The sequence below is a fragment of the Pseudomonas sp. C2B4 genome (assembly GCF_013359695.1).
Lineage (GTDB): Bacteria > Pseudomonadota > Gammaproteobacteria > Pseudomonadales > Pseudomonadaceae > Aquipseudomonas.
Genome location: NZ_JABFMU010000008.1, coordinates 122,019 through 144,515, shown reverse-complemented (window position 1 = coordinate 144,515; position 22,497 = coordinate 122,019). Strand labels below are relative to the sequence as shown.

Below are 22,497 nucleotides of genomic sequence, written 5' to 3'. Positions count from 1 at the left end.
CCTTTAGGCGTAACTCTGCGGCCAACGACATGTGACAATGGTGGCGAACGAAGCGCCGGGGCCTATTCGTTACCCCGGCGTGCGGAGCGAATGAATTGTCGACTCAGAAAATCGCCGGATACTCTTCGGCCGGATCAGACCAATGAGTCAGAACCTCAAAGCCCTCCTTGGTCACCAGAACCATGTGCTCCCATTGTGCCGAGAGCGAAAGATCCTTGGTGACTACCGTCCAGCCATCACCCAACGTTCTGACATCGTGCTTCCCTGCGTTCAGCATCGGCTCGATGGTGAAGATCATGCCCGGTTTCAGTTTCAGACCCTCACCAGGGTTCCCATAGTGAAGTACCTGAGGCTCATCGTGGTAAACCATCCCGATGCCGTGACCACAGTACTCGCGGACAACGCTGTAGCCCTCCCGCTTCGCCACTGTTTGAATGGCGTGCCCGACATCACCTAATGTAGCGCCCGGGCCTACTGCGTAAATGCCGGCACACATAGCCTCATACGTAGTATCCACCAATCTGCGGGCCTCAGGGCTTGGCTCACCCACAAAGTACATGCGGCTAGTATCACCGAACCAACCATCCTTGATGACTGCGATGTCGATATTGATGATATCGCCATCTCTGAGCTTCTTATCCGATGGAATTCCGTGGCATACCACATGATTGACGGAAGTACACAGGGTTTTGGGAAAACCGTGATAACCGATATTGGCTGGAATAGTTTTCTGTACATTGACAATGTAGTCATGACATAACTGATCCAGTTCATTGGTAGAAACGCCGGGTTTGACGTGAGGGGCAATCATGCTCAAAACCTCGGCAGCCAATTTGCCCGCTGCACGTGACAGGGCAATTTCTGCCGGCGTTTTAATTGATACTCTCGCCCTCATTACTGGACTCCGGGTACTGATTGAAAAGGTGTTGTTTGAGTGAAATCAACATTGCTGGAGAAACTCGACGCGGCACCCGTGATACGAGAAGGTCTCATGCATGCCATTCGATACTTTGTCCTCCCGACAAAACCGTTCTGTACGCAAGCATTCAAAAATGAATTTCAGCGACCTTGATACCAATATCTCTAAGCTCATGAATCAAGTCATCAAGATGCCGGAAGGGTTCGATTTCTTCGTTGTCATTGACTAGAAAAAAGCTTCTTCCAGCATCCTTTTTGAAGAAGACAATCCACTCCTGGGTATTGGCTGGGTTGGCAATCAAATGGGTATCGAACTGAATGCCTTCTTCGTGTCTGGTTTTTACGTCCTCACGTTTCATGCGGGTCTCCAAGCGCTCACGTATTTCCGTTGTCATGCGTGACTTTGCTTCCCGGCAACGGATCAGGAGGCATCACCGAGACCTGAGACAAGAACGAATCCAACGCCTTAACATTATCACTGCATTATAATATTATGCACATATATCTTCCCTGATGCTAGTCCTAACCAGAGTCAGTAAAACGCCAGAAGCCCACGCAGGAAAGCCTCAATGAGAGTCACCATAGGTCTATGCCAATTGAGCAGTAGCAGCACGCTGCGCGCGCCAGAGGCAGTCATGGAAACTCCTCGACCATGTCGATCAAACAAACGCTGTCCAACACCCCCCCTCAAGCTTTTGCAACTGAAGGCTTACGGCTGACTGTGTCCTGAGTCGCCGAACCGCACCACCACTGATGCTCCTTGCTGCAATAAAAAGGGCCCTAGAAGGGCCCTTTTTACTCAAATCAAAATCACTTGGTCAGCCAGGACTCAACCGTGTCAGAGCCGTATTCAGTCTTCCACTCTTTCAAAGTCTTGTGATTGCCGCCTTTGGTTTCGACCACTTCGCCGGTGTGTGGATTTTTGTAAACCTTCACCTGGCGAGGCTTACGGGTTCCGGCCTTGAGTTCGGCAACTGGTGTTCGACGGCAGGCCTGAGGGTCAAAAATGTTGATGATGTTCTTCAAGCTAAAGCCGTACTCACCAAGTAACGCACGCAGTTTGCTCTCAAATTCCATTTCTTTTTTCAGGCCGGAATCACTTTTCATTGATTCGAGCTCTGCGAGCTGAGCTGCAAGTTGTTGTTCGAGCTTACGATATTCTGCGAGACGGGACATTTGATGCTCCAAAGTTCGTTTAAGTAAGTATAGGCATTATGGAAACTCCGGAAAAGTCCCAGCGGAGCTGTTGAAATGGTGCTCCCATTCGTTATGCATCGCGCGGTTGAGGTGGCATGCAGTGTAAAATAGATAAAATCAGCGTAGGCAAAGCGGAGGTTCCGAGTGATGGCTACAGAATTGACGGTACGAGTAGCACAACAGGACGATCGCGAGTGGATTATTGCTGCGAATGGTAACGTCTATGCCACAGAGTTCGGTTTTGACAGGCGCTTTCAGGATGGCATCGCCGAAAAGATGCGCACCTTTCTTGAATTACCAAGTTCATTCAAGCGCATCTGGGTTGGATTGGTAGGTGACAAACGCGTAGCGTCGATAGCGATATCGGACAGAGCAGACAGCGTGGCATTTCTTAACTTCGTGCTAGTCCTGCCGCAGTATAGGGGTAAAGGTGCTGGTTCTGCGATGATGAAACTCGCTCTGGATCATGCTCGCCAGCACTCGTTTAAGCAGGTGCAGCTAGAAACCTATAGCTGCCTTGTCGACGCAAGGGCGCTTTATGGGCGCCTCAACTTCCAAATGACTGAGGTGATGCTTGGGCAAAAGGCTTATGGGAAGAAATTCGATCTGGAATTCTGGTCGCTGAAACTCTAGGGATTCTACGAGCCACATCCTCGAATGTGCTGAAATATACCCTCACCACCTGATCCGAGCCGCCCATGAACCAGATGAGCTTTCCGACTTTGAATACGCCGGTAAGCGAAAGCAGACTTGCCGCGAACGATTTCTCGCCGAGATGGATCAGGTGTAGGCGTCCGGCAAACACGCCTTCCTGAAGCCATCGCTTAGTGGGATCTCCGCATAGTTCATGCTCGTATCTTCAAAGATTTAGAAAGGGGGCCTGGCTAGGTGGCTTGTTTGCCGACGAAGCCCATCTCGATTGGGGTCTTTATGTAAAACACGGAGATTTCCTCAACCTCCAACCTCTTAAACAACCTTTCGAATTCGTCCTCGGTGATAGCCATGCGAATCTCCGTAGGCTGATCCGCGAGTTCAAAAAAATGCGAAGAGTGCAGCCGACCGGTGTGTCCAAAACCCTCGATTCCTGTAGAGAGAGTCGCACCACGCAGCCCCATTTCCTTGGCCACATCGACGATCCAATCGCCGAGCATCTTTCCCTGATAACGACGGTTCTGTTGAGTAAAAAAAATCACGAGAAAACCTTTCATTTTCATCTCCTCATCGCGTGCCAATAATTTGATAGGACAAAAGCCCGGCAGCGGTCATCACTAACGAGCCTACGACGTGCAATGAAATTGAACCGAGCGCCCAGAGCAGTCTGCCTCCTGGATCAAGGCAACTGTTTCGGCCGAAAACGTAGAAAAGGTGGTAAGCCCGCCACAGAATCCCGTGATGATCAGCAGACGCCACTCAGGACTTAGGGTGGGGGATGCGGTCAAGAACGCGATGGCTAGGCCAATGATATAGCCCCCGACCATGTTCGCGACCACAGTGCCCGGGGGAATCGTGGGGAACAGGGCGTTTAGCTTCATACCCAAAAGCCATCGCAACCAGGCACCAAGTGACGCGCCAACGGCTATAACTACGAGTGATTTCAGCATGGCGGGCTCACCTCGTCAGGCCGGGGTGACTAAACAGGTAGCAAGCAAACACAACAAAAGGGGGAGACTGGGGGAGTAAGACCATAATCCTGTCCTAAATTAGGGACAGGATGCAGACACACCTACGCACCCTGCCCAGGGTTCACGTAGGCATCATCAGCACAAGGCGGTTCAAGGAGGAATGCCATCTCCTGAGAAGATCCTATAGCAACAGAGCTGAAGACTTCAAGAACCACGCACGCAAGTTAGCGTCTACCCGACACCCCTTACGTGGTTACACCGGCATCCACTTGTGCGGCAACAGCTCAGTAATCTCGCTCGCCCACTGCGTAGGTAGTCGCGTGAGGACGTCCTTCAGATAGGCATATGAATCATGGCCATTGAGCCGTGCCGACTGGATCAAACTCATGATCGCAGCCGCACGTTTGCCACTGCGTAACGAACCTGCGAACAGCCAGTTCGAGCGCCCAAGTGCCCACGGCCTATCCTTAGTAATACTCAAGCACTACATCAAACTGCCTCTGGAGTGCTGGCTTGACGAACGTTCGCGCCATGGTTTCACAGGCTCGCTGAGAATAGGCGGGGCACCTAGCCTTTTGTGCGATGAGCTCCTTCTAGAGCTGAATCCTAGAAAAGGATAGGAGTGAATCCAAGCCATTATCATCCAGATACGCGGCCTGTGACGTACACGTGAACGAGGCTATGAGGAATACCGCGAACTAGCTGCCAGTCAAGAATGGCTTTCCTCCATAGTAGTCGGTCAACATCTCGAACAGATGACCTCCGCTGATTACAGACCCACATCCCTGTGGGTATTCAACTGAAGCTAATGGCTATCGGTTGAAACGTTCGGCCAGACTGTGCAGATACTCGGCCATACGTTCAAGATCCTGGCTGATCTCGGCGCCTTGTTTGGCCTGTCCAGCACTGTGGTCGCACAACTGGGCAATGCGCGTGATCTGTTGATTGATATCTTCAGCTACGTGGCTTTGCTCTTCTGATGCCGAAGCCATCTGTTGGCTCATTCCCGTGATTCGGCTGACCGCCTCGCTGATACCAACAAGCGCCGACTGAACCGCCTCAACACTCTGCATGCTGTCGCGGGAAATCTGCTCCCCCCTGCTCGCCGTCGATACCGCGCGCTCGGTACCGGTATGCAGAGAAGCGATGATTCCATGAATCTGCTCGGTCGAAGTCCGTGTGCGTTGTGCCAGAGAGCGCACCTCGTCGGCGACCACCGCAAAGCCTCGACCCTGCTCACCTGCCCGGGCGGCTTCAATAGCGGCATTGAGCGCTAGCAAGTTGGTCTGTTCGGCAATCGAGGTGATGACATCCACCACACTACCTATAGACTGGGTCTGACTCGCCAACGCATTGACGGCCTGACCAATTTCGGTGACGGCCTGGCTCATATTTTCCATGGCGGCCAAACTCTGCCCAGCCAAATTACTGCCCTGCCGAGCCAACTCGTCAGCCTCAAACGCTGCATGTGCGGTGTTCTGTACGTTATGAGTGACCTCCTGAATCGTTGCAGACATCTGCGAGATCGCGGCGGCTGACTGATCAGTCTCACTGCGTTGACGTTCGAGAGACTGCGCTTGCGAGCCGGACAGTTCAGATGACTGCGCCGCCCTAGACTTAACACTAATCCCTGCATCGACCAACCGGGTCAGAGCTGTCTGCAAGCGTGCTTCCTCACTGATCATGGCCATATCCAATTGCCCCTGGGCTCCGGGATTATCGCTATAAGTGAGCGCGACCAGTGGACTTGTAAACGCTTTCGGGTGCTCTGCCAAAGTGCGCTCGATGGATTTACGTTGACGCGACTCGAACAGGTACCAAGTAGCTAGGAGGCTCACCACCAAAATCGCCGAAGCTGCAGATTGTGGCAGCCAGAGAGCACCAATTGCTGACAGCCCTCCTGTCATCAGCAATGGCCAACCGAATTGCAGTGTTTGTAAAACGCGCGTACCCAGCGAGATAGCCGTTTTACCGGATCGCAACCGCGCATAGAGCGCCGTTGCTCGGCGAATCTGGGCGCGACTAGGCAACGAGCGAACCGATTCATAACCACTGATGCGACCGTCTTCATAGATGGCCGTTACATAGGCACTAACCCAATAGAAATCGCCATTCTTCGAGCGATTTTTGACAACCCCCATCCAGGGTTTGCCTTGCTTGATGGTCTCCCACATATGACCGAACACTGCGGGCGGCATATCCGGATGACGAACCAAGTTATGGGTCTGGCCGATCAGTTCGTCCATGGTGAAACCGCTGATGGCCACAAAGGCATCGTTACAGTAGGTGATACGGCTGTCGAGGTCGGTCGTCGAGATCAACCGTTGTTCATTGGAGAATGTTCTTTCGTGCTCGGTAACGGGCAAATTTACACGCATATCAGGCTATCCCTATTCGAATTATGATTTGGCCCAGAAAAACTACAGATACGGCATAACGCCACCACCAGTAAACCAACAATGCGTTACAATTAAGGAATTCCCTGATACGACTAAGGAAATCCCTTGCTCCAACCAAGGGTGGACTAGGAACTACCCGAAAGACTAAGCGAGTAATATGCCTTGCGGTACAACAAGTAATCGCTCTGGCTTCATAGACAAGGCTCTGATTATCCTCTTCATAGGTGAAACTCGCTGACCGCGACCGGCAGCTATGAGTTGTGCCCCCTTCTCGCCTCCCAGCAACGCTACCAGTTCAAGCAACGCATCACCCGCATTGAACAATGCGCAGACATTGGACTTGTTCTAAAAGTTAGAAAAAAGTGCCCCACCGTAAGGGCGAAACTGCCAGCCGCCATTACTGCAGTAATGAATATGTACTTGATCCAAATGTACCTACGCCCTAACCAACCCCGTCAATGCTTGACTAGAAATACCTGTGGCTGCGGAAACAGATTATTCAACGTCTCCAACAAGCGCACGTGATAGATCGGCTTGCGAAACAGATCAAGCACCTGCAACCGCAGCATGTCGCTGACATCGACCATATCCGCGTACCCGGACATCATAATCACTGGTAAATACTGCCGCGACGTATGCTCGCGCAGCCGCTTGATCAGCGACATGCCACTCTCCTCCGGCATGCGCAAGTCCGTGATGACCAGCGCAATATCCGGATGAAGCGTCAAATGTTGTAACGCCAGTTTTACCGAAGTCGCGGTAAAACATTTGTAGCCCTCACCCTCCAGTAACTCTGCCAATTCAAGCAACGTGTCTTCCTCATCATCGACCAGAAGAAGTTGTTGGCGCAACAGTGCTGGAGAGTTCATAGGCAACACCTGTAATGGACTAAGCGCTGACGTTAAAGGCCACCTTTAGCGCTGGCAAGTTGCTGGCGATTAACCCATCGCAGTCTTGATGTCTCCAAAAATCTTGGCGATCGAAGCACCCATTCCTGTACTAAGCCCCGCAATAACCACTGCTTCCATGGCGGCAACAATGTCGTACTCAATACCCGAGACCCTCTCAGTATCTTTTGCCAGACCTTTGTAGAAAGCGATTTCAGATTTTACCTATTGAACAAGCTTGGTGAAAGGCATGACGTCTTCCTTGATGACCATGGGTGTTGCATGGACGCAACATGACCCCCCTATGCCAGCACCAGCATTGTCGGCATTCCATCGGTCAACAACTGTAAGAACGCATTAATACGAAAGTATTAACCGTTTCGTTGGCGTCAAAAAAACCTTTTTTACTCTCTATTGCTCACTTTGATTAGATATTTACTGTCCAGTAATGGCGTTTTGCACTAGCTGCGCTACGGTCAAATAGCGAATAGTTCAATGGTCAATGCTGTCTTATTGCAAATTTTTCTCGTTCTCTATAACGAAGTTGTGCGCAACAGGAAAGGGAGAACCATCATGAACAGCCGTGTCATACTGGGTCTTGCCGAATTGTCTCTGGTGGGTGTGGTCATTGCCGGTTATTGGGGCTTCACGCTGCCCCGTCAACCTGCCGCCGCATCCGTTGCGCAGACCGGGATCATCACGCCGACGTCTACCGCACAGGCATCTGTGCCAAAGAAAGAAAACACCACGCGCCAACCGGTCGTCGTGCTGCTGCGTGACATCACGCCGTTTGTGCAAATCACCACCACCGACGCGGCCCTGGAAAAACTCCTTACCGTCCCTGCCGGCAGCCTGCCCCGTCTCGATCAAGCCATTGACCGCACACCTTGGCGCGCCCTCTCCACCGGTAGCTGGCTCAGTGACGAAAGCTTCGAAGCCGGCAGTAAACTGGCTCGGATGATCCGTCCCGATCAGCGCGCACTCACCGTTGCCTTGGATGAACTGATCAATGCCGGCGGGCATTCACCGACCGACAACAGCATTTTCCTGGCCGATGGCGAAAGTCTTGTCATCAGCGGTTTGATCAGCACGCCAAACACCTCACAAGTGAACAAGTTTCCAGGGCTGGGGGATATCCCGATCCTCGGCGCATTCTTTCTCAGTCCTCGATCAATCGCGAAGAATGGGAATTGCTGATGATCATGATGCCGCTCCTGGTGCAACCGTTGGCCGTCAATGCACAACTGCCATCGCAGTCCGGTGAAAAACTGTGCAATTACTTCCCGAACTGGTATTGCCTGTACTTCTTCGAAAACGGCGACTTCGATAAACACAGCGGGTTATCGCAATGAGCCTGAACCTGAGTCAGACCTTCCTTGCGATCACGCGCAACAATACCGACCTGGAATGGCTGCAAGGCGCCCTCGCCCCGTTGGGCCAAGTGGTCAGCGCCGGTGGCGGTGGCCTCGACGAACTATTGGCACTGGTGGACGTGACCTGCGCCAGCCTGGTGTTCGTCGGCCTCGATCGTGAACACGTGGTGGCCCAGTGCGCGCTAATCGAAAGCGCGCTGGAAGCCAAACCGATGCTGGCCATCGTCGCGTTGGGCGACGGCATGGACAACCAACTTGTGCTCAATGCCATGCGAGCCGGAGCACGGGACTTCGTCGCTTATGGCTCACGTTCCAGCGAAGTCGCCGGCCTGGTGCGACGGCTGAGCAAACGCTTGCCGCCCGTGACCCCGAACACTCAGCTCGGCGGCCTGACAATGCTGTACGGCGTGCAGATCAACGCCGATGGCGCACTGCTCGCCAACCACATGGCGCAGGTGGTGCAGAAGAGCGGACAGCAAACCCTACTGCTTGACCTCGGGCTGCCGCGTGGTGACAGCTTGGCCCTGCTGGGCCTCGAAAGCTCGTTTCATTTCGGGGATGCCTTGCGCCACGTGCGCCGCCTGGACGCGACGTTGATCGACAGCGCGTTCACCCGCTGCGAAGTCGGGTTGCGCATCCTCGCCTACGCCAGCAGCGATGAACCGCTGGAACATACCAGCGCCGCCGAGCTTTACATGCTGCTCAGCGCCCTGCGCCAACATTTCCAGCACATCGTGGTGAACCTCACCGGCCAACCGGACAGCGAAGCGCTGCGCACCTTCGTCAGCCACTGCGACAAGCTGTTGTGGTACACCGACCAAAACGTCCTCGACTGCCGCCGCAACCTCGCAGTGCTCAACCTGTGGCGTGAAAAAGGCATCAAGCTCGATCACGCCAAGCTGTTGGTCGATCGCTACCTGCGCAGCGTCGCGCCGGACTCTGACGCGCTGGGCAAAAGCTTCGACATGGAAATTTTCGCCACCCTCGCCTACAGCCCCGAGGTGCGCATGAACGCCAAGAACCAGGGCGTGACCCTGTTCGAACTTGCGCCAAGGGAAGTCCTCACCCAAAGCCTGCGCACCCTCGGCGAACGTCTGACCAAGCGCTCCGAAAGCCTGGCCAAACCCAAGTCCTGGTTCAGTCGCTTGAGAGGTGTGCAATGAGCAATGAAAAACTGTTCGACACCACTCAGCGCACAACCACCGGTAATACTATCGACGAGAACGCGACGATGCCGTGCTGCTTGAGCTTGTGCTCGATCTGGAAGTACGGCTCGCCCATTTTCACGAACGGCTTGCTGTCCGCACTACGGGCAATCACGCAACCGTCGTTGTATCTGAATGACGCTAACAGTTAGTAGTGCATAACATATTGATATTTAACGATATTGTTACGCTAACAATTTTTCGTCCTTCGCAGCCTAAATCAGGGCTTTTCAGTCCGACCCACCCCCATGCGGCCAACTAGCTGCCCGCCTCGAATGTCGTGTCCCTGGGGCCGCGAGGCCCCAAAAAACTTTGAATGAACTTCATGAGCGTGCACATCTGTTGTCGGCTGGAGTCGTTCGGTTGTTCGGAAGAGCAGGCGAAACCGAAAAGCACACGGAGTCCTCGCATAACGTCCTTGGCTCGCAGCACTATTACGGAGACCGAAGCGTTCCCGGCCAATCAGGGCTGCTGAGAGGGCCTACATCACCGACACTCCCGGCCTTCTCCGCACCCTGGAGCGCCAAGGTACTTTCGGCCGGCCAGGCGCTCGGGCAGCCAGATGAGCAAGGGTGCCGCCCCCAGTGCCAGCAATAGCCACAGTCTGGAGAACTGCTCGCCATGCGGGTCGAAGCCATAAGCCAGCAGCCCGCCGAGCGCGAGCAACAGGAAGTACGGCGCCGTGAGGTAGCAGTGAAGTCGGCGGCAGCGTGCGGCATTGACCAGGCAGGCGCCACCCATCACCGCCAGCGCGGCGCTTGCGGCCAGGAATAGCGTGGGGTGTCGATCTGCCAGAAGAATGGTTAGCGTCGCGACAACGGCAGGCAGCCCCCAGAAGCTGATCACCTGCCATGTCTGGCGCAGGCTGTCACCCCTGCCGAGTTCATTAGTCTTAATGTTCATGTTTGCACCTCGCATTCTTTACCCGGCGCAGCAGGACAATTGCTTCACGTCCTTACTGAAGGTTTGCGCCGCGAGCTTCAGGCCCTCGACCATGGTCAGGTAGGGGAACAATTGGTCGGCTAGTTCCTGCACCGTCATCCGGGCGCGGATGGCGAGGGCGGCCGTCTGAATCAGCTCGCCCGCTTCCGGGGTCACTGCCTGCACGCCCAGCAGTCGGCCCGAGCCCGTTTCGGCGACCAGCTTGATGAACCCCCGTGTGTCAAAGTTCGCCAGAGCGCGCGGCACGTTGTCCAGGGTCAAGGTGCGGCTGTCGGTTTCGAGGCCGGCTTGGTGCGCTTCCGCTTCGCTGAAGCCGACGGTGGCCACCTGCGGATCGGTGAACACCACGGCCGGCATGGTGTCGAGATTGAGCATTGCCTCGCCGCCGGTCATGTTGATCGCCGCGCGATTGCCGGCCGCCGCCGCGACATAGACGAACTGCGGCTGGTTGGTGCAGTCGCCGGCCGCATAAATATCCGCTTTGCTGCTGCGCATGCCCTGGTCGATCTGGATGGCACCGCGTTCATCCAGCTGCACGCCGGCCGCTTCCAGGTTCAGGCCGTGGGTGTTGGGCGTGCGTCCGGTGGCGACGAGCAGTTGGTCGACCCGCACTTCACCGTGCTTGGTGGTCAGCACGAACTCGCCGTTGGCATGGGCCACCTGGCTGGCTTGCGTCTGTTCCAGCACTTCGATGCCCTCCAGGCGGAAGGCCGCCGTCAGCGCTGCGCCGATGGCCGGATCTTCACGGAAGAACAGCGAGTTGCGCGCCAGGATGGTGACGCGGCTACCCAGCCGGGCAAAGGCTTGCGCCAGCTCCAAGGCCACCACGGATGAGCCGATCACGGCGAGCCGTTGCGGAATACTGCTGCTTGCCAGCGCCTTTTCCGAGTTCCAAAAGGGGGTATCTTGCAGTCCGGGAATCGGCGGCACGGCCGCACTGGCGCCGGTGGCAATCAGGCAGCGGTCGAAGGTCACGATGCGCTCGCCCCCCTCGACCAGTTCCACACTGAGCGTGTGGCTGTCCTGGAAGCGGGCGGAGCCACGCAGCACGGTGATGGCTGGGGTGCTTTCCAGAATGCCTTCGTACTTGGCGTGGCGCAGTTCGTCGACACGACCCTGTTGCTGGGCGAGCAACCGTTCGCGCAAGACAAGCGGCGGCGTGGCGGGCAGTCCGCCATCAAACGGACTTTCGCGGCGCAGATGGGCCACGTGCGCGGCGCGAATCATGATCTTGGAGGGCACGCAGCCGACGTTGACGCAGGTGCCGCCGATGATGCCGCGCTCGATCAGGGTGACGCGGGCCCCCCTTTCTACCGCCTTGAGCGCGGCCGCCATGGCGGCGCCACCACTGCCGATAACCGCCACGTGAAGCCTGTCACCCTCTTTCCCGGCGTCAGTGCCACCGCTCAGCCAGCCCCGTGCCTTATCGAGCAGGCCGGGACGGGTAGGTAGCGTGATGTCTTCGAACGCCGCTCGATACCCCAGGGCCTCGACGGCGGCCTGCATTTGTTCACGGCTTACGGCCTCGTCGACCTTCAATTCGGCCCTCCCACTGGCGTAGGAAACATCCGCCCGATGCACGCCCGGAATCTTCTCCAAGGCCTCTTTCACATGCACGACACAGGATGCGCAGGTCATGCCAATGATTTTCAGTTCGGTCATAACGTTACTCATTGAATCGTCTCTTGTCAGGTTCACTGGTTTGGCGGCGTCGGACAGGACGCCGGGGAGCAACGGCGGTGCGCGGGCGACACGAAGTCCCAGATGGACACCCCAAACATGACGGCCAGGCCGATATAGAGCAGCCAGCCGCTCCGCCAGCCGTGAGCCAGCATCAAAAACACCGCTACCAGCACCAGGGCCGGGCCGATCAGGCCAGGCGCAGCGCGTCGCCACTGCCGGTGACTGAACCAGCCGAGGGCATTGACGAGCAGAGCCACGCCGGCAAACAACGGCAACAGCGTGGTGATGAACAGGCCTTCCCATTGGCTCAAAAAGCCCAGTCCGATCGTGGCGCCCAGGCTGGCAAGGGCGGGAAAGCACGAGGCGCAACCTATGGCGGAAACCAGCACGCCGACGGAACCGGCTTTGTCACCGATCCGTGTGAACAGATTGAAAGAATTTGCCATCGGAATGCCCGCCTATTGCTTGACGCTGGACGGGTAGCCGGCGTCCTCTGTCGCCTTGGTCAGCGCCTGCGCACTGGTCTTGGCATCGTCGAAGGTGACGATGGCTTCGCGCTTCTCATAACTCACCTCGGCCTTGGTCACGCCCTCGACCTTGGTCAGCGCTTTCTTCACCGTGATTGGGCAAGCGGCGCAGGTCATGCCCGGCACCGACAGGGTGATGATTTGGGAGGCGGCCCACACTGGGGAAACCACGGCAATGAGGGCGAGAGCGGCAAGCAGCTTTTTCATGACCAACTCCTGATTAGTAGAACAAGGGGAGGATGTAGGGGAAAGCGAGCGCGACCAGCACCAAGGCCGTCACGACCCAAAAAACGAGCTTGTAGATGGTGCTTACCTGGGGATCAGCGCAGACCTCACCGGGTATGCAGACTTGAGCCGGGCGGAAAATGCGCCGGTAAGCGAAGAACAGCGCAACCAGTGCCGCGCCAATGAAGAACGGGCGGTAAGGTTCCAGAACGGTGAGGCTGCCGATCCAGGCACCGCTGAAGCCCAAGGCGATCAGCACCAGCGGCCCCAGGCAGCACGTGGACGCGAGGATTGCCGCCAGACCTCCAGTGAGGAGTGCACCGCGCCCATTTCGCGATTCAGACATACGTTCATCCTTCCGAGTGGTTGATCGATGGGTTAAGGTTATTTCCGTAGTTAGGTACGGGGTCAAGCGGCATGCACAACGCGGTGGAAAGCCTGACCATCGGCGCCTTTGCCAAGGCAGCCGGGGTTAACGTGGAAACCATTCGGTTCTATCAACGCAAGGGGCTGTTACCCGAACCGGACAAGCCCTACGGCAGCATTCGCCGCTATGGCGAGGCGGATGTCGCACGGGTGAGATTCGTGAAGTCCGCGCAACGGCTGGGCTTTAGCCTTGATGAAGTGGCCGGACTGTTGCGACTGGACGACGGCGCGCACTGCGACGAAGCGCGTGTGCTCGCCGAGCAGAAGCTTGAGGATGTGCGTGAGAAACTCGCGGATCTTCAGCGGATCGAGTCGGTCTTGGCGCAGCTGGTTGATGACTGTTGCGCGAGCCAAGGGACAGTGAGCTGTCCGCTGATCGTTTCGCTGCAAGCGAGCAAGTGACCGCCCGCACTTCGCGCGTTAGCCCACGATTTCCCGTTTGTCAGGGCTCTCTGTTTGTCGGTCTGAAGGTGGAAAGAGCGGCGCTCATTGAGCGCCGCTGACTGGGCAAAGGAGCACTTGCAAAGGCCCTAGGTTGGTACTGCTATTTGCCCTTGTGCATCAGTGGGGCGGGCCCACGTTGCATCTGGTCGAGTAGCACATATCTACCTTGCAGGCGGACAGCCGGGCTGCGCTTCGCTTCGCCACGGCCTGCCGCCGTGGCGCCCAGTTGTTCAATCTTCTTGACGGTTTCCGCCACTAGGATTGCGTCAGCCTTGTCGCGCATGGAGACAATCTGCTCGGTCGCTCTCGTGACATCGTGATCGCCGCCGTACAGCCCGTCGCCTCTGAGAAGGTCATGCAGGTGATGGATCGGATCAATTCCAAGTGGGGTCGAGGCACGCTCCGCCTGGGCGGGGTGCCGGTGACTCCTGACTGGGGATGTGTCGGGAAATGCTCGGCCCAAGCTATACCACACGGTTAGATCAGCTCTGGACAGTGAGGTGAGGCACACCCCAGCGCTGCTAGGAAGCCGGCTTACTGCTCAGAAGAACCACCTTACCAGTGGCTACGCCCTTCAGTTGAGCTAGTTCGAGAATCAGGGTCTGATTCACTGAGGCCAGTCGAGCCAGATCCTGGCTTAGCTGTGCGTTCTCCGCGCGCAATGCTCTGTTCAGCTCCCTCTCCTTCAACAATGCTTGGTGCTTCGAATCGCGCTGTGCTCGGACTGATTTCCCCATCAGACCACGAATGCGTTCAGCCACGGCTGGGTAGGTGTTGTGGATGAGACCTGGAGTGACCCCTGCCGCTTTCGCTACGCCAGAAATGGACAGCTTTCCGTTTGTTGAAAGGATGCCGTCGATGACCTTATCGAGCATCTCCGAGGTCTTCTGTCTGGAGCGTCCGGAGGATCGTTGCGCAGTTGGCTTATTGGTCAAAGTCGGCACCTTCAAGTTCGCGTTGGGTCACTGTCGCGAGCGTCCAAAGGAGACAGGCCAAGGCTGCTGATTACGTCGAATGCGACCTGCATATCACGTTTTGCCCGTTGCCTTACAGCCGGCCCGGCATCGTCGATTTCCATCAGCTCCAGCTGATGCGAGTAGATCCCCTGCCACGTGGTGGCAAAGGTCTCGTCAATCACAGAGTGTTTGCAGCCAGGACAACGGGTTGCCTCATACAAACCAGCCCCACCACAGCCCCGTTCTGTCGCGATGCACCAGCCATGACCAGTCGCTCGAATGTTTGCATGGGGGGCTGTCTGGGCCAGCAAGGCACTCCGATCTTTGATCGGAATGGCACGTAGCTCCATGATCCTCTCACCCGCCCCTCCAGCAAGTGGCTGATCATCCAACCACGACTCGATGAGATCGATCTTGAATTCCGTCATCTGTTGGAGGATTTCATCGAACAGGGTGAGATCCTGTAGGGGGTTGGAGGCATAGAGCTGAGTCATGCTCATACTGCTGTGTTTGAACTGCCACTTGAGGAAGACGAGCGAGGTACGCCCCATGCGAGACTCAACGAAGCACCGGGCATAGGTGCGACGGCACTGGTGAGTCCGCAATGGCCAATCACTTCCAGCCGCTTTTGCGACGCGCTTGAAGGCTTCATTGGAACCTGCGGCGCTGAGCACTTCGATGTGTCCAACACGTTCGGCTTTGTTGCCGTACCCATTCAAGCAGAGGAACAGTCTCTTCGAGTCCTTTCTGGCTTTCTCCAATCGAAGCAAAAGATCAGCGGAGTCAACTGAATTGCATGACAGTTCAAGGTCACTCAACTCCGCCTCGAGCTCCCTTCTCATGGGGGTTGAGCACATGGCGAAGAGATTCAACGCATCCAGCGTAAGCTCAGGGACAAGATAGTCGACTCGTCCCTTTCCCGTTTTATGCTCGGTCGTGGTTACCCAGCAGTAAGTAACGCCATCCACTACCTCTTTTCGCCACGCACCGACTTCAATCCCGATGACCTCTTCGTTACGCATGCCACTGGTAATGGATGCAATGTACAAAACAGCATCGCGGCAACGAATCATTTTGGGGCTGCGGCGAGTGAAAGTGTCAATTCCGGTGGCTTTCAGATCTTCTTTCGTCTTATGAACGATCTGCTCGCAATAGTTGAAGATCTTCGCCTGATCATCTGGCGGAATTATATCCGTTCTACCCGTATTCTTATTGGCAGCCGAAGTACCCCTTGCTTCTCCAATTCCGCTGACTCGCCACAGGGACGAGTCCCCCCACGGAAAACACTGAAGAGGGGAAAGGGTTTCGGCAGAGAATATCCATAAAAAGTCAATTATCCGCAGCCTGGAATAAAGAGGCATTGGTCTTAACGACTCTGACTTGCAATGGTGAATATAATTACTAATGTGTATGGGCCGAACATCGGAAAATCGTTCAAGCTCTAAATCGCTAAGCCAACGAATAAATGGAATGACACTGGCACTGACGAGAGTTGTAATACCCCGTGCGACAGGTGGCTTTGACCCTGGAAGCCCTCTCTTGAACCATGCATACGCAACTGCTTTGCAGTCATCAATCATCTCAGGTGGGAGATTAAAATCCCAACTGACGTACTTGTGCCCCTCGTTTACGTTAGATTGATCAAAGAAAGGTCGAAGATCCCAGCGAGCATCGCCAAAGCGGCTTAATACAAGAGTTTCGCCACGATCATTAACAATGGCACTAATAACTATCGCATCACGCTCAGCCTTGCTGAGGCCCGAGGCAGTTACAGGTTGCGCGAATAGCACATCATAGGCCTTAAGGGCGGCCCTAGAGTTCCGATTAGCCGACAAGAGCGTCACCTCGAACTTTCCTCATAAACTCAATCTTGCATCCCCAGAACGGATGAGGGGACGCTTTCGCTTTGGCTTTAGCCGCTTCGATCAGTTCAATCTTGAATTTTCGAGACGTAAACTCGTCAATAAGCCTGATGAAATCGCCCTGGCGTTTCCGCCATGCCGCCCACTCATCCGTTAAAAAATACTCCATCTCAGCGTGCAAAAACTGCTGATAGCTGAACAGTCGATACAAGTCTCCGAGAGTCCCTACAATTGCGTAACTAGGACATGTCAAGCAATGAATGAACTCGGAACAATGGGTAACGCCATCTTTGGGTGCCAGGCTTCCATAGAGGCTATCTTTGCAACCTCCTGGGGGTGTCGGTGTGACGTTGATGCCACGCAGCTGATCGGTGAATGCTTCCCCTACGAAGGTGGCACCCTCAACCTTGATCTCGTCATTTATCTTCAAATAGTGGTTATCAGCAACGCTAGGGGAATGGCCCATCACAGCGGACACCTCCAGTAGGTCGCCGCCGCTGAGCTTCCAAAGCCTACTTTCCATAGTCTTTCGAAGACGACTGAGATTAACGATCAGCGGTTGGCCCTGATCGTCCTTCAAAGCATGCCGCGCACAGATACTCTTTGTTGATTGAAATAGCGTACTGGAAGCCAGCGCGACTACCCTATGACCATGCCCATTCTGTCCGGCGCGGTAAAGCCAAACATGCGACTTAAGCTTTTCAGGCGCAAACCCAACCAGTGGCTCAGAAATTGCCAAAGCCTTATTTACAACAGCCACCCCATCTAAAGGAATTGGGTTATATCCGTCATGCAGTTCAGTTTGTCGAATGGTTTTGCTCTGAGCACCCTTGCCGCGTCTTTTTACGGTGTTCAAGAGCCGAAGATTGGGGATGAATGGATGCGGCTGGAGTGCATCTCTAGACATTTCCAGAAGCGGCGTAGTGTTAATTCCAGATCTGGCCGCAGTAATCAGCAATAAGACCGTCATTGCTTCGGCGTCATTTCCAGAGAATAAGCCCTTATGAATGGCTACTAAATCTGACTTTAGCGCAGTGATGAGCCCCTGCATTTCCGAGAGACTGAGCGGCTTCGCGTCATTGGTCGATTTCGCGGTATGGGGGAAAGGAACGGCTGGAAGTAGATCATCTTTATCCGCCTCAACGAATCCGTATTCAATTAGGCTGATGATCAATGACTTCAGCGACGTGTAATAGTTCTTCGCAGTTGACCCGTTTGGATACTTGAGCTTAAGCCACGAAACATATCGCTCAAGATGCCGCTTGGTCAGGCTGTTCGGGGTTGACGGCGGAGAATCAATCGTTCCGCTTTTCAGGAAGGCCATGAAATATCGAAGGCCATTGCTGGAGTACCCTACAAGAGTGGCCAGGGAGAAATTCCCTCCATTGACCAGTGCTCTGATTACATGAATACTCTGAATAGCCCATGCGTCAAAGCCAAACCCAATGTACTGAGAGTGATCAATCTTAGTTACATTCCGGGGATTTTTCGGAAGATCGATTCTAAGCTCATTCTCTACGGTCTCGAATCCTTTAGTGACCGATTGCATTTCAGCTTTATAGTTTTTCTTTCGGGCCAACAGTAGTACCTCAGATGCTTGGAGTAGAGACGGCCATAAACATCATGTCTATCTCGTCTTCATGAGCAAGGACAGACTGAGCCTCTAGCTGATTAATGAGATGCAGGTACACCATCGTTGTTTGAACGTCGGAGTGTCCCATCCTGTCTCGGACATAGAGCAATGGCTCTCCTTTAAAGTCTCGGCTTTTCCTCAGGGCAAGAAGGGTATAAGTCCCATAGGTATGACGAAGCATGTGGGCCCTAACATAAAATCCGCACTTGCGCTCATACGCCTTCATCACGTCGACGATGGAGTCTTTCGTGTACTGCCGCCCCTCCCTTGTCAGCACCAAGGCCGTGGCGCGCCCGTTGCCGGCCGCTTTCCGTACTTCGCGCTCATGAAGCGTGTACGACCACATTTCCTCCATCAGCGACCAAGGCACGTCAATTGTTCGAGGGCGGCCGTACTTGAGATGCATGTCCGATGGCTCGAGAGCCACGCTGATCATTTGCCCAGGGCGGAGGCCCTTCTTCAGCCGAGGATTAAAGACGTACTTGAAAGGGAAAGTGCGCGCCTCGCAGGAGCGAAGACCAGTGCGAACCATCAGATGGAACAAGATCCGGTGACTTGGATCGGCATCGAGGGCGAGGCAAACCTTAGCCTGATCTTTGGTCAGGAATTTGGTCAATCGCTTACGCTCTCGCACCATCACTGAGGGCTTCGTACTCTCGGCGTTAGGACGAGCTACGTGACTGAGGAAGCCGGAATGCGGAGTCGCTCTGACCCTTCGCTCGCCAAAGGGCAGCGCTGCGATCAGATCACGCTGCTTGGCCCATTGGTAGAACCTCACAATTAGGTTCAGTCGCTTGTTCAGAGTGCTGGGATCTAGTTCCAACTCACCGCTCGACCAGTCTCTATACCGCGACAGGACGCTCAGGCCATCTGCCTGACTCTCCTCATTCCAGGCCAGACCATTGGCCTCGAGGAAGGCGAAGTAGTCGAACAGACGGCGTCCATAGGCCTCCCACGTCAGAGCACTGAGTGCCTCACCTGACTCGACTAGCGTGTGCCAAAGGAAAGATTGCGCCGGCTCCACTGGCCAACCGTCGGCGCCAACCAACAGAGGGAAACCTTCGAATGATCGACCCGCTACAGCAAGGTCTTTTGTTGCGAACACCAGCCTCATTTCACAGCCTTAAACACCATCCAGATGACTCCCCTTCAGAGGCTGGAATGTAATTTCTCAGGCTTCTATCAAGGTGGTGCGGACTGTAATTCATTTACTAACGGAAGCAATCCCTCAGATCATTGTTCGATAGCATCACGATGGGTGTCTTGGCCAGGTCTGGACGGAACACGCGCTCACAGCTCGCGTAGAAGCTATTGCAGTCGATCAGCGCGAAGACAGGATCAGGCTTTTGGATCATGAGCGCGCACACTGAACGTCACCACACCCCAGATGATCAGCTCATCGCCCTCGAGGATATAGCGTGGCGGATAACCAAGGTTTTCGGACATCAAGATGATATTGGGGCCACGCTTGCACAAGCGCTTGCAGACAGGTTCGCAATTCACTGCAGCAATCACGATGTGCCCGTGTTCGGCTGTTATCGAACGATCAACCACAGCCATATCACCATCGAAGATTCCTACACCTTCCATGCTGTGGCCTTCGATACGCACCAGGTAAATATGCGGTGCTCGGATATCCAGAAGTTCGTCGATGGAGATGTGTTGTTCCAGGTGATCAGCCGCCGGTGATGGAAATCCCGCTGGGACTTTGAAGGAGTAGAAAGGAAGCTGAACTCCCCCTTCTGCCAGGGGGCCGAGGATGGTGACGCTCATGTTGAATGCCTTAACCAAAACTGTATATGCATACAGTTAACGTCGAAGCGTGCTTGCGGTCAATCTCGGGAGGGAAAATTGCGACCGATGGGTTTTCTGGGAGGACGTTTGGAGGTTAGCCAGGAAGTCAGGAGAGCTGAAACCTGACCGAATTTCGATGTGCCGCCGGAGATTGCGAATTGCATTCCGTGAAGAGCGGCTCTCGGTCGTTCTCTGCCTGTCATGGCCACGAAACGAGTTGGTCGAACCCTATGCAAAAGGCTGGTCAGGTCGAATGAAAACAGGTGGGCAAGTCCGTGCAATCACCCACCATAGGCTCATCAAGGACTTAAAATTCACGCAGGAGCGTGGTAATTTCCGTGCTCTCTAGAGTCGTGAATGGACAACCAGACTATGCGTTTAATCGGGTTACTTGCGATCTCTTCAATAATTTTGGCGGGTTGTTCAACCTCTCCCATTCCCTCAGACCAAGCAGCCCCCGTTCCAGCAAGTAGGCTCACAGCATTTCAGAGTAAGCCCGCCGGCCAATACGGGACACTGATAGTTACTCGTGATAGTGGCTTCACAGGCTCAGCGTGCTACACCATCGTGTACATCGACGGAAAAAAATCGGCAGAGATAGGCTCAGGCGAAACCGCTAAATTTTACCTACCTGTTGGTGAAAGGATCATTGGCGTGAACTCCACAACCATCTGTGGTGGCGGGCTGAAAGAGCGATCTTTGGTGATGAGTGCAGGCGACACAAAAAAGTATCGGATATCTATCGACACAAGCATGAGCATGGATCTTTCTCCAACTGCATTCTGAGTCTAGACAGGCTGTAAGAACCCACCGAGACCACATCGTCCATCTCGCTGGGTATCTGTCCAGGCTAGTCCCGGGCCAGAAACCACCAAAAGAGGGCAGTCGTTACCGGTTATTGGATCAATGGGTGCTCACTCTCTCGACTCTGGCCGTAGGTAAATTTGAAACCCGCCCTAATAAGATTTCTGCAGAAGTGACACATTTTACTTATTGTTTAACTGCTCCCTTTACTTCCAGACTAGTCAATTGGCAGCAACACTTCATGTTAGCGAGGCTCAATATGACGTACTGCATAAGTTCACAGGAAGCGATAGACGCGATCCGCGCAATGGGTGCGACGCGTATCGGCGTTGATGGAATCGATGGAGCGGGTAAGTCTACGCTGGCTCGCGAGATTTCGGGAGCCCTTGGGCTACCTTGCATAAGCTTGGACTCCTTCCTTGAGAAGGATATGGGCGGGTATGTTCAGCATATTGACTACCAAAAGCTTAAGGCTACCTTGGAGAAGCTCGAAGGCTATGTAGTGGAAGGTGTTTGTCTGCACCAGGTGCTGGGACGAATTCAGCTTGCACTTGCAGCAAACATCTATATCAAACGAATGCAATTCGATTTTTGGTCAGATGAGGATGAGCTAAATATCAAAGAGCCAGTCGATGTCGTCCTGGCTAAAGCAAGAGAGGTCGCCAGCCTATTTTCGTCTAGTCCGGTAAGCAATCTCGGGTTGGCAGAAGAGGTCATTCGGTATCACGCTGAATTTCGTCCACACGAACATGCTGACGTTACCTACGCTGTGCCCGCGCATTAGTAGTTCAACACCCACTCACTTAGACGTACGTTTTTGGTAGATTTCTGCTCCTCGCAACAGGCAGAAATCGGCCAAAAGCGGCCTTTCGCAAGAGGCACAAATCGTCCAGCAGCGGACCACTGTGGCACCTTTTCTACACCATAGACAGCGGGTCGATTTGATCTAGTCTTTTGTAAGATCACACGCGAGAAAATCGCCATGCCCCTCGCCTTGAACAATCTATTGGCCTTTGCATGGGTAGGCATTTTTTGCCTGGCAGCACTCGGCCAAGAAGTAGCAGATACCAATCACCCTCCGGCAATACTTCCATTGGAATCTGAGTTGCCGCCAAAACTCATTGCCTTTGCGCCGCTTGCCGAGCCGCTCGCCCGCGGTGTTGTCATTATTCAGTATCGGACAGAACACGCCAGGATCATGCCTGTATTCGGCAAAGCCGCTGGTGACGTCTCTCCGCGTCTGGGCCACCTCCACGTGACCGTCGATGACTGGAAAGGTACATGGGCACATTCCAGCGAAGACCCGATCATCTTGGTTGGACTGACACCCGGTACTCACAAAGTTCTCCTGGAAGTGGCCGACCCGACTCACCACATCCTCACCAGCACGACCGTTAGTTTTATAGTCCCCGAGAAGAAATAATCGGACGCCCCCCAAGCGAACGATGTTCACACGGTAAAACCATGACCTTGGGTCGCCATTGCTAACGGCTGTGGTGTTTATAGTTTCGGATTTATTAAGTGCTACGGAGTGCCTTTACTCAGTCGGAAGCCGCTTTGCAGCAAAGGTGTGCTAGGAGGCGCTTGCTGCTTTTCGATA

At 54.6% G+C, this 22,497-nt stretch carries 23 protein-coding genes, 8 pseudogenes and 1 riboswitch; of the genes and pseudogenes, 9 read left to right on the top strand and 22 right to left on the bottom strand.

The window, feature by feature from the left end; genetic code table 11:
* Nucleotides 1-103: 103 nt before the first annotated feature.
* From map to HNQ83_RS09105, 3 genes are all read right to left on the bottom strand, one after another.
* A complete protein-coding gene (map, locus tag HNQ83_RS09115) occupies nucleotides 104-895 on the bottom strand; it encodes a type I methionyl aminopeptidase (protein WP_175388641.1) in 792 nt (263 codons plus the stop codon).
* Nucleotides 896-1,046: 151 nt separating this feature from the next.
* Nucleotides 1,047-1,277, bottom strand: coding sequence for a hypothetical protein (locus HNQ83_RS09110; protein ID WP_175388640.1), 231 nt, complete (start codon nucleotides 1,275-1,277; stop codon nucleotides 1,047-1,049).
* Nucleotides 1,278-1,728: 451 nt separating this feature from the next.
* Nucleotides 1,729-2,094, bottom strand: a complete 366-nt coding sequence (locus HNQ83_RS09105) for a histone-like nucleoid-structuring protein, MvaT/MvaU family (RefSeq protein ID WP_175388639.1) — start codon at nucleotides 2,092-2,094, stop codon at nucleotides 1,729-1,731.
* 168 nt (nucleotides 2,095-2,262) lie between these two features.
* Between HNQ83_RS09105 and HNQ83_RS09100 the strand changes: the two genes are divergently transcribed.
* Nucleotides 2,263-2,748: a GNAT family N-acetyltransferase gene (locus HNQ83_RS09100; RefSeq protein ID WP_218585530.1), complete on the top strand. Its 486-nt coding sequence runs from the start codon at nucleotides 2,263-2,265 to the stop codon at nucleotides 2,746-2,748.
* Nucleotides 2,749-2,999: 251 nt separating this feature from the next.
* On the opposite strand, the gene HNQ83_RS09095 is transcribed toward HNQ83_RS09100, so the two are convergent.
* From HNQ83_RS09095 to HNQ83_RS09075, 6 genes and pseudogenes are all read right to left on the bottom strand, one after another.
* Nucleotides 3,000-3,323 carry a DUF190 domain-containing protein gene (locus HNQ83_RS09095; RefSeq protein WP_175388638.1) on the bottom strand — a complete coding sequence of 108 codons (324 nt, stop codon included), beginning with the start codon at nucleotides 3,321-3,323 and terminating at the stop codon, nucleotides 3,000-3,002.
* Between the two features lie 10 nt (nucleotides 3,324-3,333).
* Nucleotides 3,334-3,716, bottom strand: a pseudogene (gene crcB, locus HNQ83_RS09090) (fluoride efflux transporter CrcB).
* A gap of 140 nt (nucleotides 3,717-3,856) precedes the next feature.
* A riboswitch (Fluoride riboswitch) is annotated at nucleotides 3,857-3,917 on the bottom strand.
* 73 nt (nucleotides 3,918-3,990) lie between these two features.
* Nucleotides 3,991-4,200 (bottom strand): annotated as a pseudogene (locus HNQ83_RS09085) (transposase domain-containing protein); the annotation flags it as partial.
* Nucleotides 4,201-4,549: 349 nt separating this feature from the next.
* Nucleotides 4,550-5,524, bottom strand: a pseudogene (locus HNQ83_RS31610) (methyl-accepting chemotaxis protein); the annotation flags it as partial.
* A gap of 309 nt (nucleotides 5,525-5,833) precedes the next feature.
* Nucleotides 5,834-6,115, bottom strand: a pseudogene (locus HNQ83_RS31605) (PAS domain-containing protein); the annotation flags it as partial.
* Between the two features lie 476 nt (nucleotides 6,116-6,591).
* A complete protein-coding gene (locus HNQ83_RS09075; protein WP_175388636.1) occupies nucleotides 6,592-7,005 on the bottom strand; it encodes a response regulator in 414 nt (137 codons plus the stop codon).
* A 591-nt stretch (nucleotides 7,006-7,596) separates the two neighbouring features.
* Here HNQ83_RS09075 and cpaB point away from each other — a divergent pair.
* From cpaB to HNQ83_RS09065, 3 genes and pseudogenes are all read left to right on the top strand, one after another.
* Nucleotides 7,597-8,058, top strand: a pseudogene (cpaB, locus tag HNQ83_RS09070) (Flp pilus assembly protein CpaB); the annotation flags it as partial.
* A pseudogene (locus tag HNQ83_RS31600) lies at nucleotides 8,053-8,375 on the top strand (type II and III secretion system protein family protein); the annotation flags it as partial. The pseudogenes cpaB and HNQ83_RS31600, both read left to right, overlap by 6 nt.
* Nucleotides 8,372-9,559: a pilus assembly protein gene (locus HNQ83_RS09065; protein ID WP_175388635.1), complete on the top strand. Its 1,188-nt coding sequence runs from the start codon at nucleotides 8,372-8,374 to the stop codon at nucleotides 9,557-9,559. The pseudogene HNQ83_RS31600 and the gene HNQ83_RS09065, both read left to right, overlap by 4 nt.
* A 25-nt stretch (nucleotides 9,560-9,584) precedes the next feature.
* Here the strand turns inward: HNQ83_RS09065 and HNQ83_RS09060 are convergent, their stop codons facing one another.
* The 6 genes from HNQ83_RS09060 to merT all read right to left on the bottom strand — a co-directional run bounded on the left by HNQ83_RS09060 (nucleotide 9,585) and on the right by merT (nucleotide 13,324).
* A complete protein-coding gene (locus HNQ83_RS09060) occupies nucleotides 9,585-9,716 on the bottom strand; it encodes a hypothetical protein (RefSeq protein WP_306155560.1) in 132 nt (43 codons plus the stop codon).
* A 371-nt stretch (nucleotides 9,717-10,087) separates the two neighbouring features.
* Complete coding sequence (locus tag HNQ83_RS09055; protein ID WP_008567175.1) at nucleotides 10,088-10,504, bottom strand: hypothetical protein; 417 nt, start codon at nucleotides 10,502-10,504, stop codon at nucleotides 10,088-10,090.
* An 18-nt stretch (nucleotides 10,505-10,522) separates the two neighbouring features.
* On the bottom strand, nucleotides 10,523-12,205 hold the full coding sequence (merA, locus tag HNQ83_RS09050) for a mercury(II) reductase (protein ID WP_008567178.1): 1,683 nt from the start codon (nucleotides 12,203-12,205) through the stop codon (nucleotides 10,523-10,525).
* A 32-nt stretch (nucleotides 12,206-12,237) separates the two neighbouring features.
* Complete coding sequence (merC, locus tag HNQ83_RS09045) at nucleotides 12,238-12,672, bottom strand: organomercurial transporter MerC (RefSeq protein WP_008567179.1); 435 nt, start codon at nucleotides 12,670-12,672, stop codon at nucleotides 12,238-12,240.
* A gap of 12 nt (nucleotides 12,673-12,684) precedes the next feature.
* On the bottom strand, nucleotides 12,685-12,960 hold the full coding sequence (gene merP / locus HNQ83_RS09040) for a mercury resistance system periplasmic binding protein MerP (RefSeq protein ID WP_008567180.1): 276 nt from the start codon (nucleotides 12,958-12,960) through the stop codon (nucleotides 12,685-12,687).
* A gap of 13 nt (nucleotides 12,961-12,973) precedes the next feature.
* The gene (merT, locus tag HNQ83_RS09035; protein WP_008567181.1) at nucleotides 12,974-13,324 is read right to left on the bottom strand and encodes a mercuric ion transporter MerT; all 351 of its coding nucleotides are present in this window, start codon (nucleotides 13,322-13,324) and stop codon (nucleotides 12,974-12,976) included.
* 71 nt (nucleotides 13,325-13,395) lie between these two features.
* Here merT and merR point away from each other — a divergent pair, with 71 nt between their 5' ends.
* Complete coding sequence (gene merR, locus HNQ83_RS09030) at nucleotides 13,396-13,806, top strand: Hg(II)-responsive transcriptional regulator (protein WP_008567182.1); 411 nt, start codon at nucleotides 13,396-13,398, stop codon at nucleotides 13,804-13,806.
* 142 nt (nucleotides 13,807-13,948) lie between these two features.
* Here merR and HNQ83_RS09025 read toward each other — a convergent pair whose 3' ends face one another.
* Nucleotides 13,949-14,131, bottom strand: a complete 183-nt coding sequence (locus HNQ83_RS09025; protein WP_008567184.1) for a hypothetical protein — start codon at nucleotides 14,129-14,131, stop codon at nucleotides 13,949-13,951.
* Between the two features lie 33 nt (nucleotides 14,132-14,164).
* Between HNQ83_RS09025 and HNQ83_RS09020 the strand changes: the two are divergent.
* Nucleotides 14,165-14,352 (top strand): annotated as a pseudogene (locus tag HNQ83_RS09020) (DUF4113 domain-containing protein); the annotation flags it as partial.
* Nucleotides 14,353-14,369: 17 nt separating this feature from the next.
* Here HNQ83_RS09020 and HNQ83_RS09015 read toward each other — a convergent pair.
* The 6 genes and pseudogenes from HNQ83_RS09015 to HNQ83_RS08990 all read right to left on the bottom strand — a co-directional run bounded on the left by HNQ83_RS09015 (nucleotide 14,370) and on the right by HNQ83_RS08990 (nucleotide 20,072).
* Entirely contained in the window at nucleotides 14,370-14,723 is a 354-nt protein-coding gene (locus tag HNQ83_RS09015) for a hypothetical protein (RefSeq protein ID WP_008567186.1), read from the bottom strand.
* 71 nt (nucleotides 14,724-14,794) lie between these two features.
* The gene (locus HNQ83_RS31115) at nucleotides 14,795-16,648 is read right to left on the bottom strand and encodes a site-specific integrase (RefSeq protein ID WP_010794483.1); all 1,854 of its coding nucleotides are present in this window, start codon (nucleotides 16,646-16,648) and stop codon (nucleotides 14,795-14,797) included.
* Nucleotides 16,629-18,245, bottom strand: a complete 1,617-nt coding sequence (locus HNQ83_RS09005; RefSeq protein WP_010794484.1) for a hypothetical protein — start codon at nucleotides 18,243-18,245, stop codon at nucleotides 16,629-16,631. The genes HNQ83_RS31115 and HNQ83_RS09005 overlap by 20 nt, the downstream gene beginning before the upstream one ends.
* 10 nt (nucleotides 18,246-18,255) lie before the next feature.
* The gene (locus HNQ83_RS09000) at nucleotides 18,256-19,413 is read right to left on the bottom strand and encodes a site-specific integrase (protein ID WP_010794485.1); all 1,158 of its coding nucleotides are present in this window, start codon (nucleotides 19,411-19,413) and stop codon (nucleotides 18,256-18,258) included.
* A 118-nt stretch (nucleotides 19,414-19,531) separates the two neighbouring features.
* A pseudogene (locus HNQ83_RS31595) lies at nucleotides 19,532-19,654 on the bottom strand (hypothetical protein); the annotation flags it as partial.
* The gene (locus HNQ83_RS08990) at nucleotides 19,638-20,072 is read right to left on the bottom strand and encodes a LexA family transcriptional regulator (protein WP_175388634.1); all 435 of its coding nucleotides are present in this window, start codon (nucleotides 20,070-20,072) and stop codon (nucleotides 19,638-19,640) included. The pseudogene HNQ83_RS31595 and the gene HNQ83_RS08990, both read right to left, overlap by 17 nt.
* A 378-nt stretch (nucleotides 20,073-20,450) precedes the next feature.
* Between HNQ83_RS08990 and HNQ83_RS08985 the strand changes: the two genes are divergently transcribed.
* The 3 genes from HNQ83_RS08985 (at nucleotide 20,451) to HNQ83_RS08975 (ending at nucleotide 22,320) form a co-directional block, all read left to right on the top strand.
* Nucleotides 20,451-20,879: a hypothetical protein gene (locus HNQ83_RS08985; protein WP_175388633.1), complete on the top strand. Its 429-nt coding sequence runs from the start codon at nucleotides 20,451-20,453 to the stop codon at nucleotides 20,877-20,879.
* A gap of 124 nt (nucleotides 20,880-21,003) precedes the next feature.
* Complete coding sequence (locus tag HNQ83_RS08980) at nucleotides 21,004-21,681, top strand: shikimate kinase (protein WP_175388632.1); 678 nt, start codon at nucleotides 21,004-21,006, stop codon at nucleotides 21,679-21,681.
* 198 nt (nucleotides 21,682-21,879) lie between these two features.
* Complete coding sequence (locus tag HNQ83_RS08975; protein WP_175388631.1) at nucleotides 21,880-22,320, top strand: DUF6130 family protein; 441 nt, start codon at nucleotides 21,880-21,882, stop codon at nucleotides 22,318-22,320.
* Nucleotides 22,321-22,497: the final 177 nt, after the last annotated feature.